The sequence below is a fragment of the Natrinema sp. DC36 genome, from assembly GCF_020405225.1.
Lineage (GTDB): Archaea > Halobacteriota > Halobacteria > Halobacteriales > Natrialbaceae > Natrinema.
This window is the reverse complement of sequence record NZ_CP084472.1, coordinates 130700-146368: the sequence shown is the minus strand read 5'-3', so window position 1 is coordinate 146368 and position 15669 is coordinate 130700. Positions and strand designations below refer to the sequence as shown.

Annotated in this window: 13 protein-coding genes; 3 read left to right on the top strand and 10 right to left on the bottom strand. The window is 64.0% G+C overall.

Going from position 1 to position 15669, the window contains the following annotated elements; all coding sequences use genetic code 11:
• Positions 1-7: 7 nt before the first annotated feature.
• Both LDH74_RS00725 and glmS read left to right on the top strand, forming a co-directional pair.
• Complete coding sequence (locus LDH74_RS00725) at positions 8-472, top strand: helix-turn-helix domain-containing protein (RefSeq protein WP_345778539.1); 465 nt, start codon at positions 8-10, stop codon at positions 470-472.
• Between the two features lie 866 nt (positions 473-1338).
• A complete protein-coding gene (gene glmS, locus LDH74_RS00720) occupies positions 1339-3150 on the top strand; it encodes a glutamine--fructose-6-phosphate transaminase (isomerizing) (protein ID WP_226040723.1) in 1812 nt (603 codons plus the stop codon).
• 1014 nt (positions 3151-4164) lie between these two features.
• On the opposite strand, the gene LDH74_RS00715 is transcribed toward glmS, so the two are convergent.
• The 7 genes from LDH74_RS00715 to LDH74_RS00685 all read right to left on the bottom strand — a co-directional run bounded on the left by LDH74_RS00715 (position 4165) and on the right by LDH74_RS00685 (position 10593).
• Positions 4165-5172 carry a carboxypeptidase regulatory-like domain-containing protein gene (locus LDH74_RS00715; protein ID WP_226040722.1) on the bottom strand — a complete coding sequence of 336 codons (1008 nt, stop codon included), beginning with the start codon at positions 5170-5172 and terminating at the stop codon, positions 4165-4167.
• A gap of 567 nt (positions 5173-5739) precedes the next feature.
• A complete protein-coding gene (locus LDH74_RS00710; protein WP_226040721.1) occupies positions 5740-5931 on the bottom strand; it encodes a hypothetical protein in 192 nt (63 codons plus the stop codon).
• A 104-nt stretch (positions 5932-6035) separates the two neighbouring features.
• Positions 6036-6203, bottom strand: a complete 168-nt coding sequence (locus LDH74_RS00705) for a hypothetical protein (protein WP_226040720.1) — start codon at positions 6201-6203, stop codon at positions 6036-6038.
• Positions 6204-6375: 172 nt separating this feature from the next.
• Positions 6376-6771 carry a hypothetical protein gene (locus LDH74_RS00700; protein ID WP_226040719.1) on the bottom strand — a complete coding sequence of 132 codons (396 nt, stop codon included), beginning with the start codon at positions 6769-6771 and terminating at the stop codon, positions 6376-6378.
• 472 nt (positions 6772-7243) lie between these two features.
• Entirely contained in the window at positions 7244-8032 is a 789-nt protein-coding gene (surE, locus tag LDH74_RS00695; RefSeq protein ID WP_226040718.1) for a 5'/3'-nucleotidase SurE, read from the bottom strand.
• Between the two features lie 174 nt (positions 8033-8206).
• Complete coding sequence (locus LDH74_RS00690) at positions 8207-9784, bottom strand: class I SAM-dependent methyltransferase (RefSeq protein ID WP_226040717.1); 1578 nt, start codon at positions 9782-9784, stop codon at positions 8207-8209.
• A complete protein-coding gene (locus LDH74_RS00685) occupies positions 9781-10593 on the bottom strand; it encodes a prephenate dehydrogenase/arogenate dehydrogenase family protein (protein ID WP_226040716.1) in 813 nt (270 codons plus the stop codon). The genes LDH74_RS00690 and LDH74_RS00685 overlap by 4 nt, the downstream gene beginning before the upstream one ends.
• A 202-nt stretch (positions 10594-10795) precedes the next feature.
• On the opposite strand from LDH74_RS00685, the gene LDH74_RS00680 reads away from it, so the two are divergent.
• Positions 10796-11851, top strand: coding sequence for an NAD(P)-binding protein (locus LDH74_RS00680; RefSeq protein WP_226040715.1), 1056 nt, complete (start codon positions 10796-10798; stop codon positions 11849-11851).
• Between the two features lie 11 nt (positions 11852-11862).
• Here the strand turns inward: LDH74_RS00680 and trkA are convergent, their stop codons facing one another.
• From trkA to LDH74_RS00665, 3 genes are all read right to left on the bottom strand, one after another.
• Positions 11863-13200, bottom strand: coding sequence for a Trk system potassium transporter TrkA (trkA, locus tag LDH74_RS00675; RefSeq protein WP_226040714.1), 1338 nt, complete (start codon positions 13198-13200; stop codon positions 11863-11865).
• 152 nt (positions 13201-13352) lie between these two features.
• Entirely contained in the window at positions 13353-13874 is a 522-nt protein-coding gene (locus LDH74_RS00670; RefSeq protein WP_226040713.1) for an SRPBCC family protein, read from the bottom strand.
• A 72-nt stretch (positions 13875-13946) separates the two neighbouring features.
• Positions 13947-15134 (bottom strand): M48 family metalloprotease, encoded by a 1188-nt coding sequence (locus LDH74_RS00665; protein WP_226040712.1) that lies wholly within the window; start codon positions 15132-15134, stop codon positions 13947-13949.
• Between the last annotated feature and the right edge of the window lie 535 nt (positions 15135-15669).

The window sequence follows — 15669 nt, the reverse complement described above, 5'->3', positions numbered from 1 at the left end:
GCTTCGCGTGTCGTCATTCTGGGAAACGGCCCTGATCGCGGTTCTATTCCTGCTAATCAGCGCACTCATCGGGATTCGCATGGGCGACGTGCTGTCGAAACGCGAGCTCAAGATGTCGTCGCTCCCGTTTATCGTGAACGCAGCAGGTGACACGGACGAATCAGTCCACACGCACACGAACGATCAATGGGCGTCCGAATCGTATCTGTCGCCCGAAACGCCACCGAAACTCCTGAGCGACGAGGGAAAGGTCGTCCGACTGCTCGTCGCAAACGACGGTCGCATCCGCCAGCACCAGATCGCCGACGAAACGGGCTGGTCGAAGTCGAAAGTCAGCAGGATCTGCTCGCAGATGCACGCCGACGGGACGATTGAAAAGCAGTCGGTCGGTCGAGAGAACCTCATCGTCTTCTCCGAACCACTACCCAACGACGAGACGCGGTCTACCGAGATCGGGAATCCTCAGCCGTAAGCACCTGACGACCACAGCAGTGTCCAACCGAGAATAGCGTTGTTTTACGGACCGAATCGTGTTCCACCGACCGCATCGCTACGGCAGCGATGCGATTTCGAACTCAGTCCTCGAACGAAGCCCCGTTTTGAACCGCGAGGTACCAACGATAGTAGCCACTCAACATCGGTGGACACTTGATCGAACGATGAGAGCGCGGTTCGGAGCGAGCGCGGTTCGGAGCGAGCGCGGTTCGGAGCGAACGTAGTGAGCGAGAACCGCGGGGACGCGAACGGCGAGCAAAGCGAGCCGTGAGCGAACGTAGTGAGTGAGAACCGCGTTGTGATCACTATGTAACTCGTTTCAGTGGCTACCATAGCGCCTCGCGTAGCAGTTCGTACTTTCACAGGAATCCGTACGGCTGAGTCAGTGTGTCGAATCGACAACCAGTCTCGGATACCCGCTCGGCCGGCGATGGCCGTCAATGTAATCGGTTCACCTGTCTCGAATCGGTCTCTCACCCCGGCACGAGCGGAACTGTACGAATGTCGCGTTTTGCTGGGACAACGGGCTGAGTGAGCCGTGAAGCCGGAATTGGAAATAACGAATGGGGTGTTATGCACTCGATAGCTCGCGTGATATTCGCAGTACGGTCTTATTCGTGGCATAGTAATGCCCGCTGTTGTCCGTGGTAGGAGTAACGCCCGATCCGTCGGCAGTGAACGGATGGGATCAATGATACCAATGACACGGAACAGTCCTCCACGTAAGGCAGCGGTCTCGAGCCGACTCGCTACGTCCGTCACAACCGCCGATCGCCCCGCCGACCATCGCTCCGAGAGCGTAGCGTGGTCGCTGGCCACCGCTCGAACGGAGGTGATCGGCTGATGTGCGGTATTATCGCACGGATCGGTCACGGGGACGCCGCAGACACGCTCATCTCGGGGCTCGAGAACCTCGAGTACAGGGGCTACGACTCGGCGGGGATCGCCGTCCAGAACGGCTCCGGCGTCAAGGTGCACAAGTGTTCGGGTGAGGTGTCCCGCCTCAAGTCGAACCTGGACGGACAACCGCACGGAAACATGGGGATCGGTCACACCCGATGGAGCACCCACGGGCCGCCGACCGACGAAAACGCCCATCCGCATACGGATACGGCGGGCGACGTCGCGGTCGTCCACAACGGGGTCATCGAGAACTACGACGAGCTCAAGGACGAACTCCGAGCGAAGGGCCACGAGTTCGAGAGCGACACCGACTCGGAAGTCATCCCGCACCTCATCGACGAATACCGCGACGAAACCGGTGACACCGAACAAGCAGTCCGCCGGGCCGTCGACACGCTCGAGGGGAGCTACGCGATCGCCGCGATCGTCGACGGCGAGGAAGCGGTCTACGCCGCACGGAAGGGGTCGCCGCTCGTCCTCGGTCTCGACGACGAGGAATGGTACCTCGCGAGCGACGTGCCGGCGTTCCTCGAACACACCGACGAGGTAATCTACCTCGAGGACGGCGATATCGTGGTTCTCGACCCAGATTCCTACCAAATTAGCGATCTCGATGGCACCCCGATCGAGCGATCGATCGACACCGTCGACTGGGATCCGGAGGACGCCGGCAAAGGCGAGTACGACCACTACATGCTGAAGGAGATCAACAACCAGCCGGCGTCCCTCGCCAATACGATCGAGGGCCGAATCGAGGACGGTGACGTCGCCTTCGAGAACCTCCCGCCCGGCTCGTTCGACGATATCGACACCGTCCAGTTCGTCGCCTGCGGGACATCCTACCACGCGGCGATGTACGGCGCACAGTTGACCCGGGAGGCCGGCCTCCGGACCGAGGTCCTCCGCGCGAGCGAGTACGAATCCACGTCCGGGCCGGTCGACGAGAACACGCTCGTCATCGCGGTCACCCAGAGCGGCGAGACCGCCGACACCCTCGATGCGGTCCGGCAAGCGACCGAGCGCGGTGCTCGGTCGCTCGCCGTCACTAACGTCGTCGGTTCGACGGCCGCGCGCGAAGCCGACGATGCGATCTACATCCGCGCCGGCCCGGAAGTCGGCGTCGCGGCGACGAAGACGTACTCCTCGCAGGCGGTCACGCTCGCCCTGCTCACCCAGCGAATCGCGGCGGACGTCCCGGAGGGGACTCCCGCCGACGATCGAGCGGGGATGCTCGAGGCGCTCGAGGAGCTCCCACAACACGTCGAGACCGTCCTGGAGACGAGTGGGGCGGAGGCGCTCGCCCGAGACGTGTTCGATAGTAAGTCGTACTTCTTCATCGGTCACGGGCTCGGTCACTCGGTGGCCCTCGAGGGTGCGTTGAAGTTCAAGGAGATCACCTACGAGCACGCGGAAGGGTTCGCTGCCGGCCAACTCAAACACGGTCCGCTCGCCCTCGTCACCGATGAGACGCCGGTGTTCGCCGTCTCGACCGGTAGTGACAGTGACAGTAAGACGAAGACGAACGCGATCGAGGCCAAGTCCCGCGGCGCGCCGATCGTCGCCGTCGGACCGGACGACCAATCCCTCGTCGACGTCGCCGACGCACACCTGTCGGTGCCCGACACCCACCCCGTCTGGGCGGGCCTGCTCGCCAACGTTCAGCTTCAGTTGCTCTCCTACTACGCCGCAAAGCAACTCGACCGCCCGATCGACAAACCGCGCAACCTCGCAAAGAGCGTCACGGTCGAATGATCGTCTCGTTTTTCGAGTAACGTCTTTTCAACGCGCCGTTCGACACCGACTGCGGCAGTTCTGAAACGAATACCGTACGGAAACGGTCGCGTGTATCCAGCGAACAGTGAGTCACATCGCTCGAGGAGCGACTGGATCACAGGTGACGGCCCGCCCGTCCGTTCGAACGGCCGAGAGACGACGGTAGTGGTCACACATACCTGGAACATCGAGTGGTCACGCACACCTATAGTAGCCACTGAAAGTCACTGCACATCCGATCGCACGACTGCTGTGCGATCAGTGTGAATCGTTTCAGTCGTTACTATGGAACAGCAGACAGCCAGGCATACCCGAAACGCCAAGTAGCCATGTACACCCGAAACGCTGAGCAATCACGGACACTCGGAATGTCGAGATTCGAGCGGTGACAGCCACGATCGTCCGATGCGAGACGATCGCTACTCGACGTGTTCGCGATCCGAGTATCGAAGCGACGATGGCGGAACGATCCCTTCATCGCTCGTACCGTTCTCACTCGAGTGCGCCACCGATCTCCGTACCGTGCCGCAGTAGGCGTGGTACGCGCCGGGTACAGGATGCCACTCCTCTCGAGTGGTCACGAGGATTCGCTTCACGTGTCCGATATCCGATCGATCACGAGGAGTCCTCGAGGGGAGAGGGACGCACGTTGGCACCGCCTTTGCACTGCTTCCTGCCCTCGATGTCCAGCGAACACGATCATCGATGGTCTCGACAGGTGATCGAATGATGGATCAGGGGCCACTGGGACGGATGTCGATGAGACGGTGTCGATAAAACGAGTGCCGAAGGGGATTTGCGACGGCTCGAGGCTCTGCGTCGCGTTCGAACCCCGATCAACGAACGGAGTAGCGAGTGTTGCTTCTACCAGTACGAGAATAGATCCAGAGTCGCGTCGACAGCGAGCAGGCGGTCGATCGGCGAACCAGACGGCACGGCTACTCGAAAAAGCAGTGAAACCGAGCGGTAAAACGCGTTCGGACCGGACCGTCTCTAGCCGTCAGTCGTCTCGTACGTCACGACCTGTCTCGTGTCGCCATCGACTTCGACGGTGTATTCGTCCGATTCGTTCCCGTCTACGGTCACGGTGAACGAGTATTCGCCGTTCTCGCGCTCGAATTCGACCTCGCCATTCTCGTCGACGGTTTTCTCCTCTTTCCCCCCAAACAGCGCTTGCTCCTCGAGCGCAACGGTCGCGTTCTCGAGCGGGTCGCCGTTCTGGTCTTCCACGACGAACGTGACCGTGTTACTGCCGTCGCTCGAGTCGTCATCGCCCGAACTATCGCCTTCTTCCTCGAGCGTCAGTTCGATCGATTCGTCGCTGCCGTCGATCTCGACGCTGTCTTCAGCGGACTGGTATCCGTCCGCATTCGCGGTAACGCTGTAGGTGCCGTCCTCGACCTCCCACTCGACCTCGCCATCTCCGCCGGTCGTTTTCTCGTCGCTGGAGAGGTCATCAAGGCTCACGTCGGCTCCGTCGACCGCATTACCGTCTTGATCTACTACGGACACTGTCAACGCGTGTGTTCCGTCGTCGCCGCCGCTACCATCTCCGTTGTCACCACCGTCGCTATCATCACCGTCGGTATTGCCATCGCCACTGTCGCCATCGCCGTCACCGCCGTCACCGGTATCGCCGTCACCACCATCGCCGGTATCGCCGTCACCGCTATCGCCGGTATCACTGTCACCTCCGTCACCGGTATTGCCGTCACCACCGTCGCCGGTATCGCTATCACCGCCGTCAGTATCATCGGTTTCGTTACCACCGCCACCGCTCGCAGCGTCACCATTCGACGAATCGATATCGTCGTCAGCCGGTTGGCTCGAGTCGTCAAATCGGTCGGTGACAGACCCGATCGCGCTACTGACGGATGCCCCGCTCGCAGCGAGTACCAGCCCGGCCAGGAGGAAGAGGATGCCACTGACGGTGAGTATAACCTGGACGCTGCTCTGAATCGATCGGGTCTTCGTTCCGTGTTGTTGGGTGTTGCGGCTCATTATCGGTAATTGAAGGATTGCAATCCGGTGATCAGTGGGTTACGCACTCGTCGTCTCGCTGATCGCTGAGACTGTCAGTCGTCGTCGGACCGCGGGCGGCCAGTCCGTGGTCTCCGCCCTCGAGCGATCAGTTTCCGCTGTCGGAACGACCACGTTCTCGGACGAATGTCGATTTAGACGGCCGCTCGAGGCGTTGTGCCGGTCGTGCTGCCCGTCTCGGACGGGTATGCGAGATTTCATTACGGGATACTTTCGCTGTTCGGCGGTTCACTATACGGATCATAAAGCCGTTTTGATCGGACAATTGCCCTCGCTCAGAGCCTGAATGACGTGGATTGCCGCCGTTGATTCGGACCGGCGATACTGTTTCGGATACCGTCAGGCCCCGTTGAGTACCGGCTGAGCGACGACTACAGTAGTCACTGTCTCTCTACAGGCGGAGCAGGCCGAGTGACTCGGAGTCGTCCGAGAATCTTCGATTCTCGGGATGACGAGGCATCGTTGGCGTCTCGAACCACTTGACACCGAGGCGGTTCACGCGCTTCTATCCTCGACAGCACGCTCGGATCAACCGCCGTCGGGGTCGGCCCCGAGACCGTCATTCGAATCGTCGACCAGTTCGAAGTCGGTCGAACCGCACGAACAGCCGTCTTGCCCGATAATCTGAATCTCGCCGTCCGGCCACCGCCGTGCCGCGTAGGCGGATCCACATGCCGTACACGCTGCGAGTACCCTCGTTACATCGTCTTTGTGTGCCATCCCCACCAGCACGTTGGAAAAACACCGGAATGAAGGTTTCCACTCGACGGGGAGTGTCACGAAAGCGGATGCGCTGCGTACCGGAACGACGCTACCGACATCAGTCACGGTAAACGATGTACCCCCTGCGTCTCGAGTTCCTCGTCAGGTATTGTCGCCTCCGGCACGCTCGTCTCCGCGTACTCGAGTTCGGTGTCGCCGACGACCTCGAAAGCGTAGTCGGTCCCCTCGTAGTCGACGAGGACCCGCGCGTTTTCGATCGTGAGAGCCATCAAACTCGGCTCCGCATATGCCGACACCGCGTATAAACGTGGGCTGGGAGATAACTTGGTGACAGCGTTCGTCGGGACGGAGAGGGAGAACGGATGACTCGTGCCGATCGAATCCGCCGCCGTTTCGGGGGGAGGAGAGCTGCGCCGTCATTTGGGACGGGGGACCGAGCCGTTATTCGTTGAGGTGGCCGCGATAGCCCTTCGGTTCGAACCCGCGCCGGCAGATCACGCGCTTGCGGCCGACGGTGATGGCGCTGACCTGGTCGTCGTCCTCCATACGGTCGATGACGTCCTCGAGTCGATCCGTCGACCACCCCGTTTCCTCGCGAATGGTCGATTGGTCGACGCGGCCGCCGCGTTTGACGAGCAGTCGGAGAATTTTGTCTTCGTCGGGGAGATCGTGTTCGTCGACGCCGTACTCGATTTCTTCGGCATAGCTTAACGTTTCGTCGTCGGGTTCTTCGCTTGTTTCCTCGCTCGATGTCGATGCGGACTCGCTCGCTCGGGACTCGTCGGCCGAACCGCTCCAGAGAGAGGAGATACGAGCCCAGAGTGTATTGAATACCATCTATTGATCACGCTCCATTGGAACTATCACAACTTGAACGCCCACCTACCTTGGTTTTATGTTTTGGGAATGACATGGTTACGACCCGGCGATTACGGCGTGACTATCGTGACGGTTCCGTCATCGAATAGCGGCTGCCTTGCGACCCGCAAGCCAGTTATCACTTTGAGCGACCGACAGGCACGCCGACAACGCGATTCCGATCGAGGCGCTCATCTACCACACGCTCGATACTGCGGTAGTCACCGATTTCCCCGTCTCGAGCCCTGTTACTGGCCGTAACGCGCGAGCACTATTACCACTTGCGACACGCAGCACGCGTCGACAGTTCGAGTTGGTGTCGACGCGACTCGCTCGCACCAGGCACCACGCCGTCAGCTATCAGCGGAGTCGTCCCGCTTTCGAGCGAGCCGAGACGTGACCGTCACCGCATCCGATCACGCCGCTGCCACGAGATGCGAATTCCCCCGCGTCAGAGACTACTGTAAGTGTCAGCGAGCGCATCGAGCGCCTCGTGGTGGTTCGTCGAATGAGGTGCGGTCAGGGGTGAGACGCTGATACGACCCTCGACGACCGCGCGGCGGTCGGTGCCCTCGGGATCGGGAAGCCTGTCGGGGGTCATATCCTCCCAGACGCGGTCGTGGAGAGTGACGCGTGCGCCGTCGCGTTCGGCGTCCATCTCGTAGCGTTTCGAGGGGCGCGTGACATCGATCGGGGCGGGTTCACCGTCCGGCAGCGGAACGTTGACGTTGAGATAGGCGGCGTGGTCGAAGACGCCGGCCTCGAGCGCTCGATCGGCGAGATAGGTCGTGACGCGGGTCGCTTCGGCGTAGTCGTCGGTGGTTACCTCCGTCTCCGCGAACGGGGTGTCGTCGACGGGGACGTACAGCGAGGTCGCGATCGCGGGAACGTCGAAGAAGGCGGCCTCGACGGCCGCACTAATCGTCCCCGAGCGACCGAGGACGTACTCGCCGAGGTTTGCCCCCTTGTTACAGCCGGCGACGACGAGGTCCGGAAACGGGCCGAGTTCGGCGAGACCGGCGACGACGCAGTCTGCAGGGGTCCCGTAGACCGCATAGCCCAGTTCGTGATCGTCGACCTCGACTTCGTGGGAAAGCGATCGGCCGCAGGCGCTTCGGTCGTCGGCCGGCGCGACGACGGTCACGTTGGCGTGCTCGGAAAGGGCGTCGTACAGCGCCCTGATACCGGTGCTGTCGATCCCGTCGTCGTTGGTCAACAGGATCTCGAGGTCGTCGCTCATGTCACGCCGGTCGGTCGGCGGTGCGAAAAGCCCACCGCTTTCCCGTCTCGGGCGGTTCGATCGGTTATCTCGGGCGGTTTAGCCGACCGTTTCAGACGGTCCGCTGTCACCGTGTCCCGACGCACCCGCGACCCGTCATGCGGGCGCGCCGGAACTGACTGTCAGGAGACCGTCTCAGCCGATTCGATCGACGACCGTCTCCTCGTCGACGACCAGATTGTAGGCTTCCTCGTCGTCGTTCCAGAGCGCGAGGATGCGTTCGAACGTGCAGACCTCGCCGTAGTCGGCCTCGAGCAGCGGTCCGTTGAGCGACGTTTCGTTCGTCACGACGGCGTAGTGATCGACGGCTTCGCTGCCGTCGCTGATCTTGAACAGCGGATTCGACCGGCCGCCGCGGCCGCCGTTCCCGTCGCCGTCACCGCTTAACGACCGGCTAAGCTTCGCCGCCACGATGTCGATCCGGTTCGTGACGTGGCGTTCCATCTCGGCCATCTTCGCCCACTCGTTCGTCTCGAGCGCCATATCGATCCGCCGACGGCCGTCGAGACGCAGGAGCGAGTAGGAAAACTGGACGTCGACGTTGACGAACTCGCCGGGCGCGTGATCGTCGTCGTCGGCCGGCGCGGCCTCGTCGAGTCGCCGCTGGAAACCCGGTACCTCCAGATCGGACCGGACATCGAAGGACCACCCGCGATCCGAGGGGGTTTCGCCGGGCCAGAGCCTGACGGTGGGGCCGTAAACCGTCACCTCCCCGCGTCGATAGGTTGCCGAATCGGAATCGCCAGTCGCGTCGAAATCCATCGCCGCTCGGTCCCAGAGACGCTCGCCCTCGAGGTCCCGTTCCACCTCGCGCAGTCCGACGCTGGTGTTCTTGTCCGCGGGGGCCATCGCGAGCAGCGCGCCGTCCGGCGCGAGCGTCTCGAGGAACGATCGCGTGACTTCGGCGGGGTCCTCGAGTTCGCTCAGGACGTTACAGCCGAGAATGAGATCGAAGCCGTCGTCCGGTGCAGTGGGGTCGAACCCGTCGCCGGAACCGCCACTGTCACCGCCACCGTTCACGGCCTCGCTCGGATCGAACGCCTCCGCGGTCGTCCGGTGAATCGTCGTGTGGACGTTCCGCCCCGTCTCCGCGAGCAGTTCCTCGAGCACGTCCGCGGCCGCGCTGGGCTCGATCGCGTGGTACTCGAGCAAGGAATCGTCGGGGAGGTAGTCACAGAGGCCGAGCGCGGGGCCGCCGACGCCCGCGCCGATATCGAGGACCCGAAGCTTCCGGCCCAGCAGCCCTCGTTCCGCGAGATCGTCGAGCGCGTACTGCACCGCCGCGTAGTACCCCGGAAGGTGGTAGATCGCGTACCCCGCGGCCACGTCGTCGTCGTACTCGACCGGTTGACCGTCGAGGTAGCTCGCTTTGAACCGACGGATCGTCGAGCGGAGCAGGTCCCCCGACGCGCCGCCCTCCCAGTTCGGGCCGTACCGATCGGCGAGCAGGTCCTCGAGCCGGCGTTCGTAGTCGGTCGGAAGCCGTTCGATCGGTCCCCGCAGGGGTCGAACCGGCTCGTCGTCGACCGGAACGAACAGCCCGTCGTCCCGCTCGAGTAGTCCGAGGTCGGCGGCCTCCTCGCGGAGGAGCTGTCTGACTACCGCCGGATGGGGGTTCCCCTCGACGTACTCGCAGATCTCCTCGGGGTCGATCGGTCGGACGTTGCGCAGATACTTCGCGTTCGATCGAACGGCGTCGCGATGGTCGCTCACGTGGTGTTCCCTCCGGTATCGCGTCGTTCGTCGTGTTTGACACCTTCGTCGTGTTCGTCACGTTCGTCGCGTTCGGCGTGCCAGTTCGCGGCCGCCTCACGGTACAGCGCCTCGAGTTCCTCGGGTCCGGCGGCGGCGATTTCGTCGGCGGCGTCGGCGACGGCATCCGCGCCGTCGAACGTGTCCTGAATGTCGGCGTAGACACGCGGCGTTCCCGCGGTTACCTGTCGGGCGAGTCGCCGCAAATCCTCGTAAATCGGAGTTTCGAACCCCTCAGGGACCGATTCCGCTGCGAGGGCGAAAGAGAAAACCGCGGCGTGGGTCGCCGCCTGAACGGTCTCCATGGCCTCGTCGTGTTCCGCGGCCGTCGTCTCGAGTAGTTCGTTCCCCCGTTCCTCGAGGGCCGCAAGTAGCTCGTCAGTTACCGGCCCCGAACGAGCCCGGACGACGGCGATAGAGCCGGGTGCCCGCTCGGGTGCGAACAGCGGGTGCAGGCTCACGCGCTCCAGTTCCTGGGCGTGACGTTCCATCGCCGCTATCGCGGGCTCCATCACGCCCGACACGTCGACGACCGCCCGCTCGGCGCGGTCGGCCTGGTCGGCAATCGCGTCGGTCACGTGAGTCATCGGCACCGCGAGACAGACGACGTCGAACGTCGTCTCCCCCTCGAGGTCGGTGACATCCCCCCCGACCGCCTCGGCCGCGGTCGCCGCCGCGTCTCGGTCGAGATCGGCGAACGTGACCCGGGCGTCGATCGCGTCCCCGAACCACGTCCCCATCGACCCCGCGCCGACGATCAGTACGTCCATCGCCCGCTCCTACCTGCCGACGTTGCAAAAGCCGTTCGATCCGACGGTTCGCGTGACCGTCCGATCGCTCGAGACGGGGCGGTGACGCCCACACGTCGGCCGACATCGATGACCGGCGAGCGGCGTGGTCGACGGGCCGCCGAGCGTTCGGACCACTGCAGTTCGGGCCGGCTTACTTGATCCCTCGAGTCGAACTGCGATCGTGATGCGAATCGGAATCGTCGGTGCCGGGGCGGCCGCGGCGGCCGCGGCCTACGCCATCGACGGAGCGCCGACCGAAACGGAAGTCACTGTTCTCGAGAAGTCTCGCGGTCTCTGTGGCCGGGCCGCGACGAGGCGTCGCGACGACGTCGTCTACGACTACGGCGCGAACTACGTCACGTCGGACGACGAGCGCGTGGTCGAACTACTAACGGAGACACTGGACGACGAGGGACTGGTCGACGTGACGGAGCCGGTCTGGACGTTCGATCGCGCGGGTACGGTGTCGCCGGGAGACGGCCGCGACGATCATAAGTGGACCTACCGACAGGGGCTGACCCAGATCGCGAAGCGACTCTTCACCCGTACCGACGCGAGCGTCCACCGGGAGACGCGAGTAGAAACACTAGTTCGTGAACCCGACGACGGAGAGGGGAGCTGGCGACTCGAGGACGCGTCCGGAACCCGCTGGGGCCCATTCGACGCAGTGCTCCTGAATCCGCCGGCACCGCAGACGGCCGACCTGCTGCGGTCGGCCGACTGGTCGAGCGGCACCGATACGTGGGAGTCGCTCGCAGCCGCCGTCGAAGCGGTCCCCTTCCGGACGATCTGGACCGGGATCTTCCACTATCCGTTCGAACTCGAGCGTCCCTACTACGCGCTGGTCAACACGGACAAGGCCCACGAGATCGGCTGGGTCGCCCGCGAGGAGTGCAAACCCGGCCACGTCCCCGACGGGGAATCGGTGCTGGTCGTCCAGGCCAACCACGAGTGGTCCGTCGACCGCTACGACGAACGACCAGCAGAGAACTGCGAACGACTCGCGGCGATGACCGCCGACCTCATCGGGGACGAGCGCCTGCGCGAACCCGACTGGATCGACTACCAGGGGTGGCGGCACGCGCTCCCGGAGGACGGCCTCCCCGGCGAAGTGCTAGAGCGCGCCGAACGCGAGGGGCTGTACTGTCTCGGCGACTGGGTCGCCGGCGAGGCCCGACTCCACGCGGCGCTTCGCAACGGGCTCGAGGTCGGCGAGCGAGTCGCCGACGCCGGGTGAGACGACCGGAGTTACAGGGCCGACGTGGCCTCCTCCAGCACCGCCGTATCGACGAAGACGACCACGTGATCGCCGCTCTCGACTTTGGTCTCCCCTCGCGGGGTGATCAGCTCCCCATCGCGGGTGATCGCTCCGATGACGATTCCGGCGGGAAGGCCGGCCATCGCGTCCCGGATCCGCTCGCCGGCGAGCGCGCTCTCTGAACCGACCTCGATCTCGAGGACCTCGGCGCGATCGGACTCGAGCATGGCGACGTTCTCGGTCTGTCGCTTGCGGGTGAAGCGGGTGATCTCCTCGGCGGTCACGAGCCGCGGGTTGACCCCGACGTCGATCCCGACGGTCTCGAAGAGGTCGACGTACTCCCCGACCTCGACGATGCCGATAGTGCGCTCGACGCCGAGTCGTTTCGCGAGCAGCGAGATGAGCAGGTTCTTCTCGTCGCCCTCGACCGCAGCGACGACGATGTCGGACTCGTCGACGTGTTCGCGGACGAGGAAGTCGATGTCCGTCGCATCGCTCTGCAGAACCAGCGTTCCCGGCAGTTTCTCGGCCAGCTCCCGCGCCCGCTCGGGATCCCGTTCGACGAGTCGCGGCTCGAGCCCTTCGGCCTCGAAGAGTCGCGCCGTCTGGTAGCCGATCTCGGTGCCGCCGACGATGACGATCTCGTTGGCGTCCTCGAGGGACGGCCCCGGCGTCAGGATGCCCGCGAACTCGCGGACGCTCGACCCGGAACCGATGACGACGACGGCGTCGCCCGCCTCGATGACGGTCTCTCCGCGTGGAATAACGATCTCATCGTCGCGCAACAGCGCCGCGAAGGTCAACGACTCGAAGCGGTCGGCCTCGGAGACCGTGTCGCCGGCGATCGGACTGTCGGGTCCGACTTCGAACTCGGCCATCTGGACGAGCCCGTCGGCGAACGTCTCCACGTCGTGAGCGCCGGGCAAGCCGGCGATCCGAACGATCGTCTCGGCGGTCTGGAGATCCGTACAGACCATGAAATCGACGCCGAACGCGCCTCTGGACTGCTCCCACGTCCGCAACAGGTTCGTCTTCTTGACGCGGGCGATCGTGAACGGCTCGGCGACGGCCTTCGCCGCCCCGCAGACGACGATGTTCGTCTCGTCGATGTCGGTACTCGCGATGACCATATCGGCCTCCTCGACGCCGGCCTCCTCGAGCGTCCCGAGGGCGGTCCCGTTCCCCCGGATCGCCAACACGTCGTGGGAGTAGGTGACCGACTCGACTCGTTCGGGATCCGTGTCGACCACGACGACGTTGTGCTCGTCGTCGAGGCTGGCAGCGATGTTCGACCCGACCTGGCCCGCACCGACGACGATTACGCGCACCGGCGTCTCACCCGCGAAGATCGCGGCCTCGGAACGACGCTGATCCGGGTCATAGTATCGGTATCGGTCGCCGGACAGTAGTGGGTTAGCCTTGCGTTAGGACCGGGCGCAGCGAGAACGTCCGCGCACATAGTCGAGGGGAGCGGACGGAGCTACGGCATTTCGTGAACCGTCAACTCCACCTCCCGCGGCCGACCCTCGATGTCCGCGACCAGCCGCTGGACGACGGTCTCAGCCTCGCCGATAAGTTTGGGTTCGACCTTCCGGATAACCCAGTCCAGCGAGACGAACCGCGGCAGCGAGATCGCGTTCTCGTCCGCCGAGTGGGGATCGTAGACGGCCTCGAAGTAGATCCGACTCGCCGTCTCCACGTCCGCCGGCGCGGATTCGGGTTCCGGTTCGACGCGCCACTCGCCGCGGGCGTCGAGATCGTTGACCAGTTCCCACGTGATCGACTCGGGCGGGGAGATATCGGTCACCCTCGAGCGGGCGGTGTAGCTGAGCTTCCACCACGCCAGTTTGAGGTCGTAGACGGAACCGACGCCGCCGTTCCCGTTGACGCGCACTTCCTTCAGGTGGTCCGTGTACCGCGGGTAGTCGGTAAACGACTCCACGTACGGAAACACCTCCTCGGGCGACCGATGGGCGAGCGTACTGAGGAGAATTCTGTCCACACCCGCCGTACGACGGAGCCGAAAGTAAGGATTTCCATAGCGTCGAGTACCGCTCATACGGGGTCCTCCGCATCAATCGCTCGGCGTCGCCCGAGCCCCCTCTCCCTCGGCGTCGTCCCGAATCGCATCGATTCGGTCGGCGATCGGCGGGTGATGGGTCGCGAGGCTGTAGAACAGGCCCGCCTCGCGGCGAGTATCGTTCGCGTCGGCCAGCGTCTCGAGGGCCTTGCTGATCGCCTCTCGACCGGCCTCCCGGGCCGCGTACGAGTCCGCCCGGAACTCCTGCCATCGCGCGAGCCCACCCAGCAGGACGACGTGGTAGAGCGCGTACAGCGCCATGAACGGGACGAAGAAGCCGACGAAACCAAAGCGCTCCTCGAGCCCGCCGAGTCCGAACCGCTGGACGCCGAGGATCCAGGCTCCGAAGACGGCGACCGTCAGCAGGCCGCGCTGCCAGAGGTAGCGGCCGGCGACGTGGCCGAACTCGTGGGCGAGGATCGAGCGCAGTTCGTCGTCGTCGCACTCCGCGAGCAAGTAGTCGGTCAGGAAGACGTATCGCAGCCCGGGAACCGTGCCCGCGACGAGCGCGTTCGCGGTCTTGGTGGACTCGCCCTCGAGCAGGAACAGTCCGCGGGGTCTGTAGCCCAACTCCGTACAGAGCCGTTCGACGCGCTCGCGACGCTGCCCCTCGAGCGGAACGCGGTCCCGGAAGAGTACGATCAGGTACGGAGAGAGACCGAAGCTGGCGAAGACGATCGCACCGAGAGTGGCGACGAGCACCGGGGCCGACGACCCGACGACCGAAATGACCGCGAGGAAACCCCCGACCCCGATCATCGCCGAGCCGACGGCGACCGCCATCACCGTGACCGTGCCTTTCGCGACCCGCCACATCGACGCCGACGTCTCCCGCAGCGAGCGCACCGTGGGATACGTGCCGAGGGCCATCGACACGATCGGAACGGTAACGATCCCGAAGGTGACCGCGATGAGTACTGCGAACTCGAGGAACGCGATGCCGAACAGTTCGACGCCGCCCGTCCCGACGGCGGCAGTCGCTCGATCTACCAGTCCGAGGGTGTAGCCGGCCAGAATGGCGACGATCGGCAATCCGAATCCGCCGACCTGCTGGACGCGATTGAGTCGGTGCAAGCGGTCTTCGACCGGTCCGTCCATCGCCTCGACGCGGCGGGCATACGCTCGAAACCCGAGGAACGGCCCGACCGCAAGGACGAGGACGAACGCAGCAGCAGCGAGCATAGTCGTCGATTCGATATCACATATCAAAATAGTGTTGGGATTTACACACGACTCGGAGCCGTAATCCCTGCTGTGGGTCCGTAGCCAGAATCTGTCGGCGATATCCGATCAGTAGAGGTTATCTACGTACTGCACCAGATTGCTCACCCGGCAGCGGTGGCGCGCGCTGTGCCGCGGTGAACTGCGAGGCCTGAACGAAGTGACGGCCTCGATGGTGTGAGCGGTGACCGCAGGGAACCGCGAACCACCGGTGAACCGCGGCACGACGCTGCGCGAGGTCTTCGCAAACGGAGTGAGGGAAGGCTTGTCAGAGCTCGCTCTGACAGTGGATGAGCGAACGCCGTCAGGCGTGAGCGTTAGCGCGGGACCGACGGTCCCGCGAACCATCCGAACGGGCAGAGCGCGGCGCTACGCGCCGCGACCGTCGAGGCGGTTTCACCGCCTCGCAGCGCCCGTGAGGAGAAATCGGCTGGGGAGGGCGTGGCGCTTCCGTGTTGCCACGGTAGCAGAACGCTTCGTCTCATTCATCCTCACC